A 16,409-nucleotide genomic window follows, 5' to 3' on the forward strand; every position below is an offset into this window, starting at 1 on the left:
TTAGAACCTGTTTAAAATCTCGAAAGGATAAGGTAAAATAGGGGTAGATTAAGAATGAGGTATATCTATGCGAAAAAGTTATCCAAGTGATATAAGTCGAGAGCAATTTGAAAAAATCAAACCAATTCTGGAGAGTAGCAGGAGGAAAACAAAACCAAGAAAACTTGATTTATATGATGTATTTTGTACAGTATTATACGTCCTAAAAAGTGGTTGCCAGTGGAGGATGTTGCCAAAAGATTTTCCAAGGTGGGAGAGCATATATTATTATTTTCAAATGTGGAATAAAAAGGATGGAGAAGAACCAAGTTTGTTGGAATTAGTCTTAAAAAAAATTAGTTGGAGAGGTCCGTATCAACAATGGTCGGAAAGAGAAAACCAGTTTCTGCATAATTGATGCTCAAAGCGTTAAAAACGCAGATACTGCTGAAAGAAAGGGTTATGATGCAGGTAAAAAGATTTCAGGTATAAAGCGTCATATCGCAGTTGATACACAGGGCTTGCCACATGCAATTCATATAACAACGGCAGAAGCAACTGATCGTAGCAGTGCTGTAAAAATGGTGGGAAATGCTAAAGAAAACCTCTCTGAAGTCAAAAATATACTCGTTGATGCTGGCTATACAGGAGAAAATTTTGCAACACAAATAAAAGTAACTATTGGTGCAGCTGTTGAGGTAATAAAACGAAGCGAATTACATACCTTTGCTGTATTGCCAAAAAGATGGGTTGTTGAGCGGTCTTTTGCTTGGTTGGAAAAATGCAGGCGATTGTGGAAAAACTGTGAGCGAAAACTCAATACTAGCCTACAAATGGTCGTTCTTTCCTTCGTTTCTCTCTTATTGCGAAGATTTTAAACAGGTTCTTAGAAACAACCGCATAAATTAAACTTTCGAATCAGAAATATAAGTACAATATAAGCAACATTGTTTATATTGTCACCCTATAATAGCTATAAATAAGGTCAGTCCGTAAAACATAGTTGATGACTGGTGGCGTGACTGAGGAGGGACTTGAACCCCCGACCAAGAGATTATGATCCTCCTGCTCTACCAACTGAGCTACTCAGCCTAATTAAAAACCTTGTTATATACATGATCTATATGTTTCGTATAATATTTCAAATCACACAAAGATTCAAGTTTTTTAGAGTTAATAACTCCAAGTAAGGATTTATCTTGTTTCAATTCGAACAGAAAATCACTGTTGTTTTGTTTCACTTTCATTGCATTGCCCTGAACAATTTTATACGCCTCTTCCCTTGTTAGACCACTATTTACTAACTCAAGTAATATACGCTGTGAGAAAATTAAACCTTTTGAAGAATTTAAGTTCTTTTCAATGTTTCCCTTATTAATCACTAACTTATCTATCAAATCTGTCAATCTCACTAAAGCAAAATCCATCGCTATGCAAGCATCAGGAGTAATGCATCTTTCCACAGATGAGTGTGATATATCTCGTTCATGCCACAATGCAACATTTTCTAACGCAGGAAATACATAACTGCGTATTAAACGCGAGAGTCCAGTTAGATTTTCACTTAAAATAGGATTACACTTGTGTGGCATAGCAGAGCTTCCCTTTTGCTTAGCGGAAAAATATTCAGAAATTTCTCCAATCTCAGTTCTTTGTAAATGACGAATTTCAACAGCAACATTTTCCATTGAACTTGCAATCACTCCTAAAACCGAAAAGAACATGGCGTGTCTATCGCGAGGGATTACTTGAGACGATATAGTTTCAGGTATCAGCCCCATTTCTTTTGCTACATATTCTTCAACAAAAGGATCAACATTCGCAAAGTTCCCTACTGCACCTGATATTTTGCAAGTTGAGATTTCTTTTTGTGCATTAATTAGTCTTTGGTAGTTGCGTTTAAATTCTGCATAAAATCTGGCAAACTTTAATCCAAGTGTTGTTGGCTCTGCATGCATTCCATGACTGCGCCCAACACACACAATATCTTTATAGTCCTCAGCTTTTTTTTTCAATGCAGCAAGTAAATTTCTTAGATTCTCAAGTAAAATATCACACGACTCTTTCAGCTGCATAGCAAGACATGTATCTAAAACATCAGAACTTGTCATTCCGTAGTGAAGATAACGAACATCAACTCCCACTTTTTCAGCAACATACGTTAGAAAAGCTATAACATCGTGTTTTACAGTGGATTCGATTTCGTTGATACGTTTAACATTAAATTCAATAGCACCAGAGAACTTTTCAGCAACATCATTTGGAATCACTCCTAGCTTTGCTTGAGCCTCGCACGCTAATTTTTCTATTTTGAGCCATATATTAAATTTGTTGTTTTCCTCCCAAATGAAAGACATCTCTTTACGACTATAACGAGGGATCACTAAATAACCCCCTTCTCGTCTCTGAACATGTATTTTTTCCTGATTCCAGTGTCAAACACTGGGATGACACCAACTTAGCTATGGAAGACATTTTCTTACGGCTATAGCATAGGATCATTTTTGATCAGCTTCTTCACTTATATCCTGTTCTGCCTCTTGTTGTTGTGACTTTTGGTTTTGCAATTTTACCTGTCTTAACTCATGTGCATCTGTTTCTGACCTAACAACATGCACAGCAATTGGTATTACTACTTCACTATGAAATTCTATATTTACCTGATACTCACCTAAATTTCTTATCTTTACTCCATTAAAAGATACTTTTCGGTGATCAACTTCACACTCTTGCAACAAAGATTTCATAACTTCTCTTGTTGTTACAGAACCAAAAATTTTACCATCCTCAGAAGCTTGCTTTACCAATACTACAAACTTACCAGTAAGAGATGCTGCTCGCTCTTTTGCCAAATCTAATTTTCTTACATTTTCCTCTTCTAAAAAGGAACGCTGCTCCTCTAGTTTTGCTATACTTTCCTTAGTAGCTTTCACTGCCTTCTTTTGTGGAAAAAGAAAATTACGTGCGTAACCAGGCTTTACTTTCACGATTTCCCCTAATTTGCCAAGAGTTCTTATATTTTCCTTTAAAATTATCAACATAAATTACCTAAACTTTTTTAGTACAGTAAGAAATAAGAGCTAAACAACGTGCCTTTATGCACTCTGTGCGCAACTTCCTTTGTTTTTTTGCACACACACCTGTTAACCTTCTAGGTAATATCCTACCATAATCAGAGGTAAATCTGGATAATAAATCCGTATTCTTATAATCTATGTCTTCATCTCCAAAAGCAGCAAGAGGACAAACTTTGGAACGCCTAAACCCAGTTCTATTATTCACAGATACATAAGAATCATTAAAATTACTTCGTTTTTTTATCATTATGCGCTTTGCTCCTCAACTTGTTTATTCATCATATGAGATTTACCTTCAAAAAATTTATCAACCCGCACGGATAAGTGGCGAACAATGTTCTCATTAAGTTTTATTCTACGCACAAATTCGTCCGTAATGCTTGAAGTAGAACTTATGCACATGATACAATAATGACCACTTTTCATCTTATTTATTGGATATGCGAAATCTAATAGACCCCAATATTCATACTTTATCAACCCTGAAGCTTCGATATTTCCTAAAAGCACTTCCAATGTTTTATTCAATTGATTTGGGCCTGCTATTCCAAAATTTTTTAAAATCTCTTGAAAAATCTTTATTAGATGTCCTAAAATATTCCCCTTGAAAGCAGTTACTGCATTGCGAATAAATGCACTCTTAGCAATTTGCTTACCACCTTCTGGAAGTTTTATAAAATCTTGCGTTATTCCTAGACCTTTCAGGTCATCTTTCAACTCTTTGCCAATTTTTAACCTCACTTCTCTCAAATTCGAAAGATCTTCTTCTAACTCAATCCATAAAATTTTTGCAAGATCTTCCAAGAAATTAGAGTAAGCAACTAAACTCTCTTGTATGTTCTTAGCGTGCATTTCTGACTCTTGTTTTGTAAGCTTGTCATTCCTTTCTTCCAAAATGCCCTTGATTTGCTGAAACATAACATCTGCTTTAATGTTTTTCAATAAGACAGCTAGTTCTTGGACCATTTCTTCCACTTCTTGCTGTAATAAGCCTTGCTGTGCTATAAAAGTAAATTCATAAAGATTCACTATATCTTCCTTTAATACTGATTAAATATTTCATTATATAAAACTTTTTCATGTAAGCAAGCTATTTGTATCAATTTCTATGCCTTTAATCCAGCTTAAGTTAGATATTTCATAAAGAGCTTGAGGAGTGAGTAAATATGCACCTGGTAACAAGATGCTTACTTTATGCTTCTCAAGAAGAAGTTTTAGCATTATTTTGGTTCTGCCTTCACTTTTCAATACTGAATTTAATTCCATAGCGGCTTTTTGCGAATCCGCACATCCAGTAGTTAAAACTAACTTCTTCATTGCAGAAGTGATCCTCTCTGTAAATTCAGATATATCCTTTCCCACTAATCTTGTTGTATTTTCCGAAGTTTCAAGATCAATTATCACAAACGTTCCTGGTGAAAATAAATTTCTTTTCTCTTCTATTATTTCATTATTGTAGAATGCTATTTCAGAAACATTATGAGGATCAGAAAGCGTAAGTATAACAAACCTCCCATGCTCTGAGGTTCTCATACGCACATTTAATATTACACCAGCAGTTTTTGTTGTTTTACTCTCTCCAATAAACCCAATATTTAACTTTTCTAGAAGAGTTCTAAATTTTTCAAGTGGATGATTAGTCAAATAAAACCCTAGTGAAAATAACTCATGCTCTAATTTCTCCTCTTCATTGAAATCTTCGACATTCTCAAGTTTTGGCTTTAGAACATCAAGATTACCAAACAAAACAGCTTGACTTGATTCTCTATCCTGTTTGTTTTTATTTGCAAAGTAAACCAACGTGTCCATTGACTCATATAGCTGTTTTCTGTTCTTATGCACGCTATCGAATGCTCCAGATTTAATCAGGCTTTCTAGCGCCCTCTTATTTATTATATGACCTGAATTTTGAATGAATGCCCATATGTCCTTATAAGCGCCTGAACGTACGTTCACTACTTCCCCCGCTATAGAAAAACCAACATTCTTCAAGGCAGCAATGCCATAACTTATGCATTCACCTTCTATGGAAAATTCAGCCTGAGATTTGCTTATATCAGGTAAAAGAACAGAAACTCCACTGAATTTCGCAGCATGATAAAATAAATTTAGTTTATCTCTATCATCAATATTTAGATTCATTAGTGCTGTAAAGAATTCTAATGGATAATTAGCTTTAAGATAAGCTGTTTGGTAAGATATAACCGCATATGCGGCTGCGTGAGATTTATTAAACCCATAACCAGCAAATTTTGCAACAAGGTCAAAAATATAACTTGCCCTGTCATAATCAACACCATTTTTTGTTGCTCCTTGAACGAAAAGTTCACGTTGCTTATCCATCTCTTCTTTTATTTTCTTACCCATAGCACGTCTCAGCAAATCTGCTTCCGCTAAGCTGTATCCAGAAAGGATACGTGCTATTTCCATCACCTGTTCTTGGTAGATTATCACTCCGAATGTTTCTTTTAATACCTCTTTAAGCAATGGATGAATATAATCTGGCTTTTCAAGTCCGTGCTTTCTTGCAACATAAGTTGGAATGTTATCCATAGGCCCTGGACGATAAAGAGATATTAAAGCAATAATGTCTTCAATGCAGTCTGGTTTTAACTTGATTAAAGCTTCTCTCATCCCCGAACTTTCAAGCTGGAACACTCCAATTGAATCACCGCTTGAGAGTATCTCATAAGTTTTTTGATCATCTAAAGGAATTGAAGAAATATTGATCTTTTTTCCATCACGATTAATTAAACGACACACATGATCTATTAGCGTTAGCGTACCAAGCCCAAGAAAATCAAATTTTATTAGTCCAGCTTTCTCCACATATTTCATACTGTATTGAGTGATTGGCAGCGCCGAATTTGGATCATAATAAACAGGAACAAAATTTTCTAATTTTTGATCGCATATTACAATTCCAGCAGCATGAGTTGAAACGTGACGATATATTCCTTCAAGCTTAAGAGATATATCAAGGAGTTTTGCAATTACTTCATCACTATCCCGTTCTTTCTGTAAGTTTTGATCAAACTCTATCGCTTGCGATAAAGTCACAGGGTTTACTGGGTTAAATGGAACCATTTTAGATATTTTATCTACTTGAGAGTAAGGCATCTGCAATACCCTTCCAACGTCACGCAGCACGGCTCTTGCCTGCAATTTACCAAAAGTGATTATTTGAGCAACATAACCGTATTTTCTTTGAACATAATCAATGACCAGGTCTCTTTTTTCCTGACAGAAATCGATATCAAAGTCAGGCATCGATATACGATCAGGATTTAAAAATCTTTCAAATATTAGGCCAAATTTTATTGGATCAAGGTCTGTAATCTGCAACGCCCAAGCAACAATTGATCCAGCACCCGAACCTCTTCCTGGGCCAACTGGAATGCCATTTGCTTTGCTCCAGCGAATAAAATCAGAAACTATTAGAAAATATCCAGAGTAATTCATTGAAGTTATCACGCCCAGCTCGTAATCTAGCCGATCGTAGTATTGTTTAAGGTCTATGTCTGTTCCGTTTGCAATACGCAGTTCTAATCCCGCGATTGCTTGCTCCTTCAGTTCTTCATTCTCAGTTTTATTTTCTCTACAAGGAAATTTAGGCAAAATAGGCTGCCTACTTCTTGGCATATACGAGCACCGCTTAGCTATCACTAAAGTGTTATGCATTGCTTCAGGAATATCGCTGAATAGCTCCTCCATTTCTGCCACAGACTTGAAATAATGTTCAGTAGTTAGCTTCTTTCTGTTATTCTCCAGTGCATAACTACCCTCTGATATACACGTTAATATATCGTAAGCTTCATAGTCAGACCTGTTTGGAAAAAATACATCGTTCGTTGCAACAAGTGGTATATCGTACTGGTAAGCAAAGTCTATCAAGGTTTCTTCGAGTTCCAACTCCTTACTCAGCCCATGACGCTGCAATTCAACATATAAATGACCATTAAATGCTGAAAGCAGTTTTTCAACCGTTTCTTTATCTTGTCTCAACAACAACTGTGCTAATATCCCATCATATCCACCGGTTAAAGCGATCAGACCTGTACTTAAATTCAATAGCTCATCAAAGTCAACGTAAGGAATATCACCGTTATTCTTGCGCTTTCTAAAAGACTCACTTACCAAAGTGACTAAATTAGTGTACCCTTGTTCATTTTTTGCAAGCAATAATATAGGCAAATTTTGTTCTGAATGTTTAACTATAATATTGCATCCTATTATTAGCTGTATTCCCCTACTTGCTGCATATTCTGCAAATTCGAGTGAGCCAAATAAGTTACCTGAATCAGTAATTGCAACTGCTGGCATTTTATTCTGCAAACAAAGGCCTATCAGCTCCTCAATTTTGACCGAACTTTCAAGCAGTGAATAAACACTGTGAACACGTAAGTGTATAAACATAAAAAATTTTAGATCAGTAATAAAAAGATAACATTAATTTACTCATTAGGACATAGTTTCATGGAAACAAAAGCCTATAAAATTCTAAAATTAAAATACAAAAACGACTTGACAAACTTCGCCAGTCCTCTTATCATGATAATAAGGGTATTTCTGACTCAAAACTTGTTTTTGACCTGCAGGCTCAATGACAAAATTCAGTAAAAAACTTAAGGTATTTTTTGGCGGATTACATAAAATTATGGCGGCTGCATGTCTTTTAAATTTTTTCTACATTCAGCCAAATCGCGCTTATATTAAGCGTTAGCACATTATTACAGCGCCACTTACAGTAATAGAGAGTCAAAACCAGCTACTTGGAGGTTTATTTGCCTTTTTTCTGCCTGGTAAATTTCTTAAATATTTTCTTAAATTTTATAGCTAAACCGGATCCCAGACTGGGATAACAGGAGAAGGAGGCTACTTGGATGACATCTTTCCTGTGTAACACCATTCGTACAGCTACATAACCTAAGCTATAGAATAAAGTCTAGTGTTACTTCACGCCAAATGTGGTAGTGTTCAATAGGTAAGCCGGTTAATGGGCTACATTTATATACTGCACGCATTGCACTATCTGCTATTGACCTAAAAAGTGGATTATTTTTATAGGCACTACTGTCTGCTACATCAGCCATAATTATTTCGCCTTGACTAGATAGTAATAAGTTAATTTTTATACTAAAATTTTCTTTGTAAGCTATGCTTTCAGGAATGCTCCAGCATTTTGTGAGCTTGTCTCTTATAGAGTTAATAATTTCTGCTACAACTAATTCATTCTTTTTATTCTCAAAACTTTTTTCGTTTTTTATTTCATTTTTTGTTTCTCTAGACTTTGCAATATCTCTTAGTTTTTTATCTACATTTTTTTTTCTTTTTGGAATCGGAGTACCTTCGTCAATAATGACTTCTTCTTGTATTTCAATAATTTGCCTCGGTTGTGCTGTTTGTTTTATAACAGCAGTATTAAATTGCTCAACTATCTTTTTTTTCCTTTGTGGCATGGGGGTAAATTCTGTTACTGACGTATCGTTTGTTTGAGCCCTTGTTAAAGATAATGAAAGAAGCAAAAAACAATATAAAGACAAAAAAAGAACGTAGTTAGAACAAAGAAAACGCATGTGTTAAAACCTATTTTACTGGTTTAAAGCTAATATTGCACATAAAGTCAATATATTTCAGAGTTCTAATGTGTGTTTATAGAAGTTATTATAGCTCTTACACAATAGCCAGCATTGCCGGCTATTGTGATTTCAGAAACGCTATCAGAAAGCAGGTTATGCAAAGAGCTTAATACGTTTCTTTTTTGCCAAGCAAAATAGATACACTGTTACAAATAAGCAAATGCTTAATATTGACGCGTAAGAGAATCTAAAAATTAAATCTCTAATGTATATCGATAAGCATTTACCTGCAGAAAATTTGTATAGTAATCCAGCACACATAACGGTACTATCAATTATTGATGCCGTAATTAAAGTAATGAAATTTGTTATATGAAAGTTGAACTTAGACTTCAATTTTGTAAAAACAATTATACTTGAAAAAAGGGATACTAAAATTGCAATGTATGAAATTAATATCATCAAACTAAGATTTTGCCATCTAAAAATACAACATAACACTGTACACATTATTAAGCTGTACGTAGCTTCTCTTTTGCCATAAAATTCAATCATTGAATTTACAACTAAAGCAGCTCCCATAAATAAGGCAGCGCATATCATCAATTTATTTGAAGTATTGAGTAAAAAAAGACTAATAAGTAAAAGAATCGATAAAATAGGCATAATTATCTACCCAAATTTAATAACATACATTCATTCTAAGTAAACATTGCACATAGTGAAAGAATTATCCGGCATAATCGAAAAAAAATATTTTAAATTGACATACTACGATCCTAAATCTTTCAGATCTACTTTTGCAACGTTCTTAATACTTAAGAAAATTTTTACTATATGCATGTTAAATGCTTATATTATTCAAATTATAAAGAGGCGCTTATGAAAAGTACAATAGAATTAAAGCAAGTAACCGATTACAAAGTTTATGAAAATCAAGGTTATAAAAGTTATCATATAACTTCAGGGAAAAAGCCAGATTCTGATTCTCATGGACAAAATTACTCTACATATATTTCTCCAGAAACACAAGGAATAGAAGAAAAACCTACTGGGCTACATAGTGTGCACATTGCTAAAGATTCTACTGGATCTGGGTATATAGATTATATAGATATTAAACACCTCAATTTAGTACAAGAACCTGAGCATAATGAACGTGATGGAACTGTAACCGTTGAATTAGAGTTTGCTCAAGTGATTAAACAACCAGCTCAAGTTTTTTCGCATACATATGGTAAGTTGTCTCACAACGACTTTATTGAGATCTCAATGGATTTAATATAGGCAAAATTAGCACTAAGAATATGCTTAACATAATAGCTTATATTTAGCTGAACTACACCGTAGAAGGTTTTATTCCGATTAATTCAAAAATTTTTTACTTTTTTGTGCTAATAGAACCTTCTACATGTAAGAATTATAACTATCAGCCAAATTCTTTACTTTCACTTCAACAATATCCTTTGTATTTAGGACTTTCTCCTCTGTCACTTTACCGATACATGAAAAAACTACACCTTTAAACAATTCTTCAAACCTCTTCTGATTTTGTGGTGCAATAGTAACCAAAATCCTACTTTGTGATTCAGAAAACATTATTATCTTGTTCATTGTATCTGTATTTTGTGTTTTCCCTGTTGGCACTAGTGAAAGATCGATTTCAGCACCAAGGTCTCCTGCAATTAGCGACTTTGCCAGAGCAATAACTAATCCGCCTAAGTTTGGTGCAATTGCAGAGGCAATTATGTCATCTTTTACTGCTTGGTTGTAACACTCATACAACTTTCTAGCACTTTTTGCGTTAACTTTTGGTACGTTGTTATTACCTGTTCCACTATACAATTGATATTCAGATCTACCAAGTTCATCAAGTGTTTCCCCAAGCACGTATATTAAGTCCCCTGGCATTTTTACATCAAGCGATACCGCATTTTCAATATTTTCTATAATTCCAATTGCTGAGATGAGTAGTGAAGGTGGTGCAGATATCATCACTTTCTCGCCATTTTCGTCATATCCCTTAAAATCGTTAAACATACTATCTTTTCCGGATATGAAAGGTGTTTTAAATGCAGTTGCGTAATCATAACAAGCCTCCGCAGCTCTCTTTAGTTGCCACAGCCTTTCTGGATTATAAGCATCACACCAGCAAAAATTATCAAGCAACGCTAAGTGATTTATATTTCCTCCTGTAGCTACATAGTGACGTATGGCAGTATCAATTGCACACGCTGCCATGTGGTAAGTGTCAATTTCCCCATAACTTGAGCCAAATCCTTGCGATTTCACAACACCTTTGTTTGAAAAAAGAATCGGTCTTGAAACAATAGCTTCGCTGCACACTCTTCCCTTGCCCTGCAGTGGTTTTAGCACTGATGACCCTTGAACCTCATGGTCATATTGCACCACTATAAACTCTTTGCTGCGTATGTTTGGTCTGCTTAACATCTCTTTTAATTCAACATCTATTGAACTAAGTGGGAGCTCAGAAGCTTGGTCTGGTGTCATGCAAGTAGCTATCCACTCTCCAGACCACGGCTTTGTTTGTAAATGCACTTTGGGATTACCGTCATGCAGAAATTCAGTTTCGATGTCCATTATTGGTGGAGCAGAGGAGAGTTGAACCTTAGCCCTCTTGCTATCATTGAACTCTCCAATCACACAAACCTCCACATCATGTTTTTTCATGATTTGCTTAAACATAGGGAGATTTTCTTCTGGCACTGCTAAAGTCATTCTCTCTTGTGATTCTGATATCCATATTTCCCATGGAGCCATACCATCGTTTTTAAAGAGAACCTTGCTTAAATCAACTTCAAATCCGTCTTTTCCCATTTCACCAATAGACGATGAAAGCCCTCCTGCTCCGTTATCCGTTATTGCATTATAAAGACCAAGATCTCTTGCTTCCACGACAGCATTGGATAATTTTTTTTGTGTTATAGGATCACCAATTTGCACAATTGTTGAAGGGCTGTTTCCCGACAATGCCTCTGAAGAAAACGTTGCGCCGTGAATTCCATCTCTTCCAACTCTTCCACCGATAATTACAATCTTATCGACATTTTTGGGCCCTTTAATGTGTGAAGGTGCATTGTTTATATTGCGTGGAATAATTCCGACACTTCCAACAAAGACTAGTGGCTTTCCACAAAATCTATCGTCAAAATACACCGATCCAAGTTGTGTTGGAATACCGCAGCAGTTGCCAGCAACATTAACGCCATGAATCACTTCTTTCATTATATATTTCGGCGGTAAAATCTCATCAGCACCCTCCTTATCCCTATAAAATTTGCCTTTTGTTTCTTTGGCAAAGCAAAAATAATAGGTATTCATTATAGGCTCTGCACCTTTGCCAAAACCCACTATATCGCGATTAACTCCAAGCACTCCGGTCATTGCTCCACCAAACGGATCAAGAGCTGAAGGGCTATTGTGAGTTTCAACTTTATCTACAATCAAGTAATCGTCATCGAAGATTATTCCTCCTGCGTTGTCGGAGAAAACTGATACGCATATGTCAGAATTTATCTCACGCGTTGCACGCTTAATATAATGTGCGTATAAGCCATCTTTTATTTCATCGATAGGAGAGCAGAAGATGTTGTGCTTACAATGTTCGGACCAAGTTTGCGCCAGAGACTCAAGTTCAATATCATATGGATTTCTACCAAGTTTTTTAAAGTAATCCTTTATAGCTTTCATTGCTGCCAGAGAGAGCCCTAAAGTGCCATTGCCATCGATTCCATCTCTGCTGATCTTTTCAAGCTCTTGGTCACTCACATTGAGGTCAACAGATTTAGCGTCCTTTTTCACGGACTGATACTGAGTAAACTTCTTATATTTACCGTGATGCCTCCAATGGTAGTTGTTATTCTCTTTATGAATAAGTGTGCAATACTCAGTGATAGGGTTGAATTCTTGTTTTACATCATCTTTGGTTGGCAAATCCCCTTGATTTAGGATCAATTTTGAACTTCTTGCTTTGATATAAAAATCTTCGTCAATGTGGCCTTTGCTTATTAAATATTCTCTAACAATTTGTTTTGCTGTGTTACCTATATTATCAGTCATGCCGGGTAAAAAGCTTATTTCCAAGCCCCACTCAGCTTGTGGTTCTATGAAATCATACTGCACTTCTTCAAGGTTTTCATTGTAGGAATAATAACGACAGTCTTGTATGACTTTATTATAAAATAGCCCACAAATTTCTTTATATAATTGTGGTGGTAATTCTTTGTGTATATAAATCGAATAAACGTTAACTACTCGCCTGTGGCCAACTTGCTCACATTTATTTAAAACTTCTATTCTGGTAGTCATGTAATGTTATAAAAGATTTTAATATATAATAACATAAGAAACTGCGAGCACATTTATATTTTGCTGTACAATAAAGCATTGTATTAATTGTTATTTTTCGTGGGAAGAGTTTTTACTGTTAATGTGGATGAATCCTTTTTTGATGTGCTGGTTCAGCACATATTTTCTGAATATGAAAGGGAGAAAATCCCTGAGATAAAGATCATACTTCCCTGCAAAAGTGATGTGACAGCGTTGCTTAATGCGTTCAAGAATTGTAACACTGGAAAGTGCATAATTTTACCAGAGGTAGTTTCACTAGAGAACATCGATGAGGAAGATTTAATATTAAATCTTGATAGGGTTAAAGTTATCAACCCAACAAAAAGGACGCTGCTATTGATTCAATTCATATTAGAGTGGAATAAAAAAAATAATGATAACTTCCCAATTGATTTAGCTTATAGCCTGCCATCACTGCTTCAATCTACCCAAACAACAGATTATAATCAATTTAATGAGCATTCAAAAAAAATAGAGAATTTCATAAACTTACTCATTGAAACTTGGAGTAATACTTTAAAAGATTTAGGAGTGATTGATATATTAAAACATAAGAGTGATTACATAAACAATATGGTACTTTCACTGCAAAAAGATCAGCATGTAATCTTTGTCGGAATTGGAAAGGAGGAAATTTATAAGTCGTTGATTAAGGTTGTATACGACCTGCCATTTGGAAAAATAATTTTACCTAACCTGAATTTGAAAATTAAAGAGAAAGACTGGAGATTACTCGATAAAAAACACTATCAATATTGCCTGAAAGATCTGCTCGATTATTTAAATGTGGATAGAAAAAATGTAGTCTGCTTGAATGCTGCGGATAACGAAATTATTGATTACATCTTTGATACGACTGCTGATCTAAGCAAAATTAGTAATGGATACAGTGGAAATATTGAAGTTATCACTTGTGATTCGAGGGAGGAAGAAGCACAAGTGATGTCATTAATTATAGAGAATGAAAGTTATGAAAACGTTTCTTTGGTTGTCTTTGATAAATTACTTGCGGCTCGTGTGGCATGTTTCATATCGGAAAACTACTCTTATATGACGCTTCTACTTTATAGTATTGAGGTTCTGACCTCAAATTGGAACAGCGTGGCATTACTTTCGCTCCTTAAACATAGGCTAGTGACTTTTGGTTACACTCAAGAAGAGTACACTCGGATTTTATCTGAGTTTGAGATAGAGATATTACGTAGATTTAATACAAGTGGTCTTAACGATATTATAAGTGCTATTAATGTCCATAAAAAGCTAAAATACAAAGAAGATATATTACTTATTATCAATAAGTTAGAGGCTATACTTAATCTTTTGCTTAGCTCTATGAATTGCTCTATTTCTGATGTAGTAGCAGTTCATTTGCAGTGTATTAATGTGCTTTCTAATATAAATTTTTCAGAGTTAAATAATGAAATAGGTAGTTTTATCTGTGATTTCTTAAATGCATGTGAGGGTATATCAATTAGATGCTCCTTAGAGTTATACAGCAAAATTCTGACCTTATTCTTAGAGAAAGAGTTTTTTTCTGTAGCAAGCGACTTAAATAGATTTAGCTTATACCACAATAAAGTTGTAATACTTGCTGGATTTAATGGAACACCAAGTTTTCAAAGTCCGTTTTTGAATGCGATTACAAGAGAGAGGTTTAACCTTCCTTCCGTGCAAGAAGAGCAGGGATATTTTTTGTATATTCTGCGCAATTTATTTAGTGCAAGTAAGGTTTATATCACAAGATCGCTGAGCAATAGGAAGCCAATTCTGTTACAGCGTTTGGGAATTTTGTTACAGGAATCAAAGTATCCTTATCGTGATTGGCTAAGAATATTGAATACTCCTGAATGTGTTGTTCCATGTACTCAGCCTATGCCGAAACCTCAAACCGAAGTCAGAAAAGAAAAAATGCAAGTGATGTCTTGCAGTGCAATAGAAAAGCTAATTCGTAATCCTTATTCATTTTACGTTGAATACATACTGAATCTTAAACAATTAAAGGACTTGAATTTCAAGCCATCGATATTGGAATTTGGCACTATGGTGCACAACATTCTTGAGAGGTATTTACGCGATAGAAAGCCGCCGATGAGCACTGCACGAGAAGCATTCTCGACTAGTAAGTTTAATTTTTCAAATATGTGGTGGGTAAGACTGCAAAGGATAATTCAATCTTTTGTTGCATTTGATGAGATTCGAAACAATCATGTTGAGTTGGAGAAGAGTTTTACCTATCCGGTAGCCTGCGTTCTAGCGCGTGATGCTGGTTCTTGTGACGGTAGTCATACTACTTGGATGACAGAAGAAATTTTACTGACAGCAAGATGCGATAGAGTTGAGTATCTGCCAAGTGGGCAAGTAGCAATTATAGACTACAAACTTGGTTCACCACCTTCCAATGAAGAAGTTATGTCAGGATTTTTTCCGCAATTAATTTTACAAGCCTTAGCGGTAGAACATATAACAAAAAGAGAAGTTTCAGAGCTTGCTTATTGGAAGCTTGATTATGATGAAATAAAGGTTGTTTCTTTACGAGATTATAAACAAAAAATGCAAGAATTTCAGGATGATCTGCCTGGTTTTTTATCTAATTATTTAAGTAATTCCACACCCTTTATTGCCTCTCCGTATTTGGATAAATTCCTGAGGTTTAACAGCTATAAACAGCTAGAAAGGATAGGAGAGTGGTTGTAAAATTAGCTGTAGATAAGTTGTAATAATTGCGATCTATAGCGGATGCCAGCGCATAACGCACAACTGTACGAACATAGGCCTCCAAGAAGCAAGTGGCATCTAAGCCAAAACGGGGCTAAAAACCACTTGACAAGCCTCGCCAGTCATCTTATCATGGAAGTGAAGCTATTGTATTTGCTTTCGCCAATCTGCAGATTAAAAGGTAAGGATTACTTAAGGTATCGGCGTCTTATGTTCAATTTTTTGCAGTACATAGGTACTGTATGTCTTTACAAAACTTCATCTACATCTAGGTTTATACCTAAATAAGCTGAACGCGCTTACAAAGCGTTACAAGACATCAAAAAATGCCAATACTCGACAGAGATAGTAAAGGACTAGCTAACTCGGGTTTTCTTTGTCTTTTTTTCTGCTTGGTAAACTTCTTAAACACTTGCAGCGTAGGTTAGTAGCGATTAAAAGCGGCTGAATCTCTCTTGTCAGGGGTTTAAAACATAAAAAACGCCAGTACTTTAAAGCGGAAAATAATCACAGGGTTCCTTTTGCCTTTTTTCCCACTTAGTAAATTTCCTAAATATTTTCTTAAATTTTATAGCTAAACTGGATCCCAGACTGGGATGACAAGAAAAGGGGTACTGGGAGACAACCGTCATTCCGCTAACACGTAGCGATTTCAAGCCCACGTGTACAAATTTTTTAAGAGCATAGG

The 16,409-nt window shown here is 35.2% G+C and carries 10 protein-coding genes and 1 tRNA gene; 3 read left to right on the forward strand and 8 right to left on the reverse strand.

What is annotated here, in order from left to right; all coding sequences use genetic code 11:
* Positions 1-67 precede the first annotated feature (67 nt).
* Positions 68-857, forward strand: a protein-coding gene (locus ACICP6_RS03560; RefSeq protein WP_395462624.1) for an IS5 family transposase whose coding sequence is annotated in 2 segments (ribosomal slippage) — positions 68-328 and positions 330-857 — 789 coding nt in all. Because the reading frame shifts where the segments join, the coding sequence is not laid out codon by codon here.
* Between the two features lie 141 nt (positions 858-998).
* On the opposite strand, the gene ACICP6_RS03565 is transcribed toward ACICP6_RS03560, so the two are convergent.
* The 7 genes from ACICP6_RS03565 to ACICP6_RS03595 all read right to left on the reverse strand — a co-directional run bounded on the left by ACICP6_RS03565 (position 999) and on the right by ACICP6_RS03595 (position 8,632).
* Positions 999-1,071: transfer RNA gene (locus ACICP6_RS03565), tRNA-Met, on the reverse strand.
* Positions 1,071-2,363 carry an adenylosuccinate lyase gene (gene purB, locus ACICP6_RS03570; protein ID WP_395462638.1) on the reverse strand — a complete coding sequence of 431 codons (1,293 nt, stop codon included), beginning with the start codon at positions 2,361-2,363 and terminating at the stop codon, positions 1,071-1,073. Before purB ends, ACICP6_RS03565 begins: the two co-directional genes overlap by 1 nt.
* Positions 2,364-2,477: 114 nt before the next feature.
* On the reverse strand, positions 2,478-3,020 hold the full coding sequence (gene rplI, locus ACICP6_RS03575) for a 50S ribosomal protein L9 (RefSeq protein ID WP_395462639.1): 543 nt from the start codon (positions 3,018-3,020) through the stop codon (positions 2,478-2,480).
* Between the two features lie 7 nt (positions 3,021-3,027).
* On the reverse strand, positions 3,028-3,303 hold the full coding sequence (rpsR, locus tag ACICP6_RS03580; protein WP_395462640.1) for a 30S ribosomal protein S18: 276 nt from the start codon (positions 3,301-3,303) through the stop codon (positions 3,028-3,030).
* The gene (rpsF, locus tag ACICP6_RS03585; RefSeq protein WP_395462641.1) at positions 3,303-4,085 is read right to left on the reverse strand and encodes a 30S ribosomal protein S6; all 783 of its coding nucleotides are present in this window, start codon (positions 4,083-4,085) and stop codon (positions 3,303-3,305) included. The genes rpsR and rpsF overlap by 1 nt, the downstream gene beginning before the upstream one ends.
* A gap of 48 nt (positions 4,086-4,133) precedes the next feature.
* Positions 4,134-7,472 carry a DNA polymerase III subunit alpha gene (gene dnaE / locus ACICP6_RS03590; RefSeq protein WP_395462642.1) on the reverse strand — a complete coding sequence of 1,113 codons (3,339 nt, stop codon included), beginning with the start codon at positions 7,470-7,472 and terminating at the stop codon, positions 4,134-4,136.
* A 515-nt stretch (positions 7,473-7,987) separates the two neighbouring features.
* Positions 7,988-8,632 carry a hypothetical protein gene (locus tag ACICP6_RS03595; RefSeq protein WP_395462643.1) on the reverse strand — a complete coding sequence of 215 codons (645 nt, stop codon included), beginning with the start codon at positions 8,630-8,632 and terminating at the stop codon, positions 7,988-7,990.
* Between the two features lie 885 nt (positions 8,633-9,517).
* Here ACICP6_RS03595 and ACICP6_RS03600 point away from each other — a divergent pair.
* Complete coding sequence (locus ACICP6_RS03600) at positions 9,518-9,922, forward strand: hypothetical protein (RefSeq protein ID WP_395462644.1); 405 nt, start codon at positions 9,518-9,520, stop codon at positions 9,920-9,922.
* Between the two features lie 120 nt (positions 9,923-10,042).
* Here ACICP6_RS03600 and ACICP6_RS03605 read toward each other — a convergent pair whose 3' ends face one another.
* Positions 10,043-12,964 carry an AIR synthase-related protein gene (locus tag ACICP6_RS03605; protein ID WP_395462645.1) on the reverse strand — a complete coding sequence of 974 codons (2,922 nt, stop codon included), beginning with the start codon at positions 12,962-12,964 and terminating at the stop codon, positions 10,043-10,045.
* 99 nt (positions 12,965-13,063) lie between these two features.
* Between ACICP6_RS03605 and ACICP6_RS03610 the strand changes: the two genes are divergently transcribed.
* Positions 13,064-15,700, forward strand: a complete 2,637-nt coding sequence (locus ACICP6_RS03610) for a PD-(D/E)XK nuclease family protein (protein WP_395463660.1) — start codon at positions 13,064-13,066, stop codon at positions 15,698-15,700.
* The last annotated feature ends 709 nt before the right edge of the window (positions 15,701-16,409 follow it).

The sequence above is a fragment of the Wolbachia endosymbiont of Cantharis cryptica genome, from assembly GCF_964277405.1.
Classification (GTDB): Bacteria; Pseudomonadota; Alphaproteobacteria; order Rickettsiales; family Anaplasmataceae; genus Wolbachia.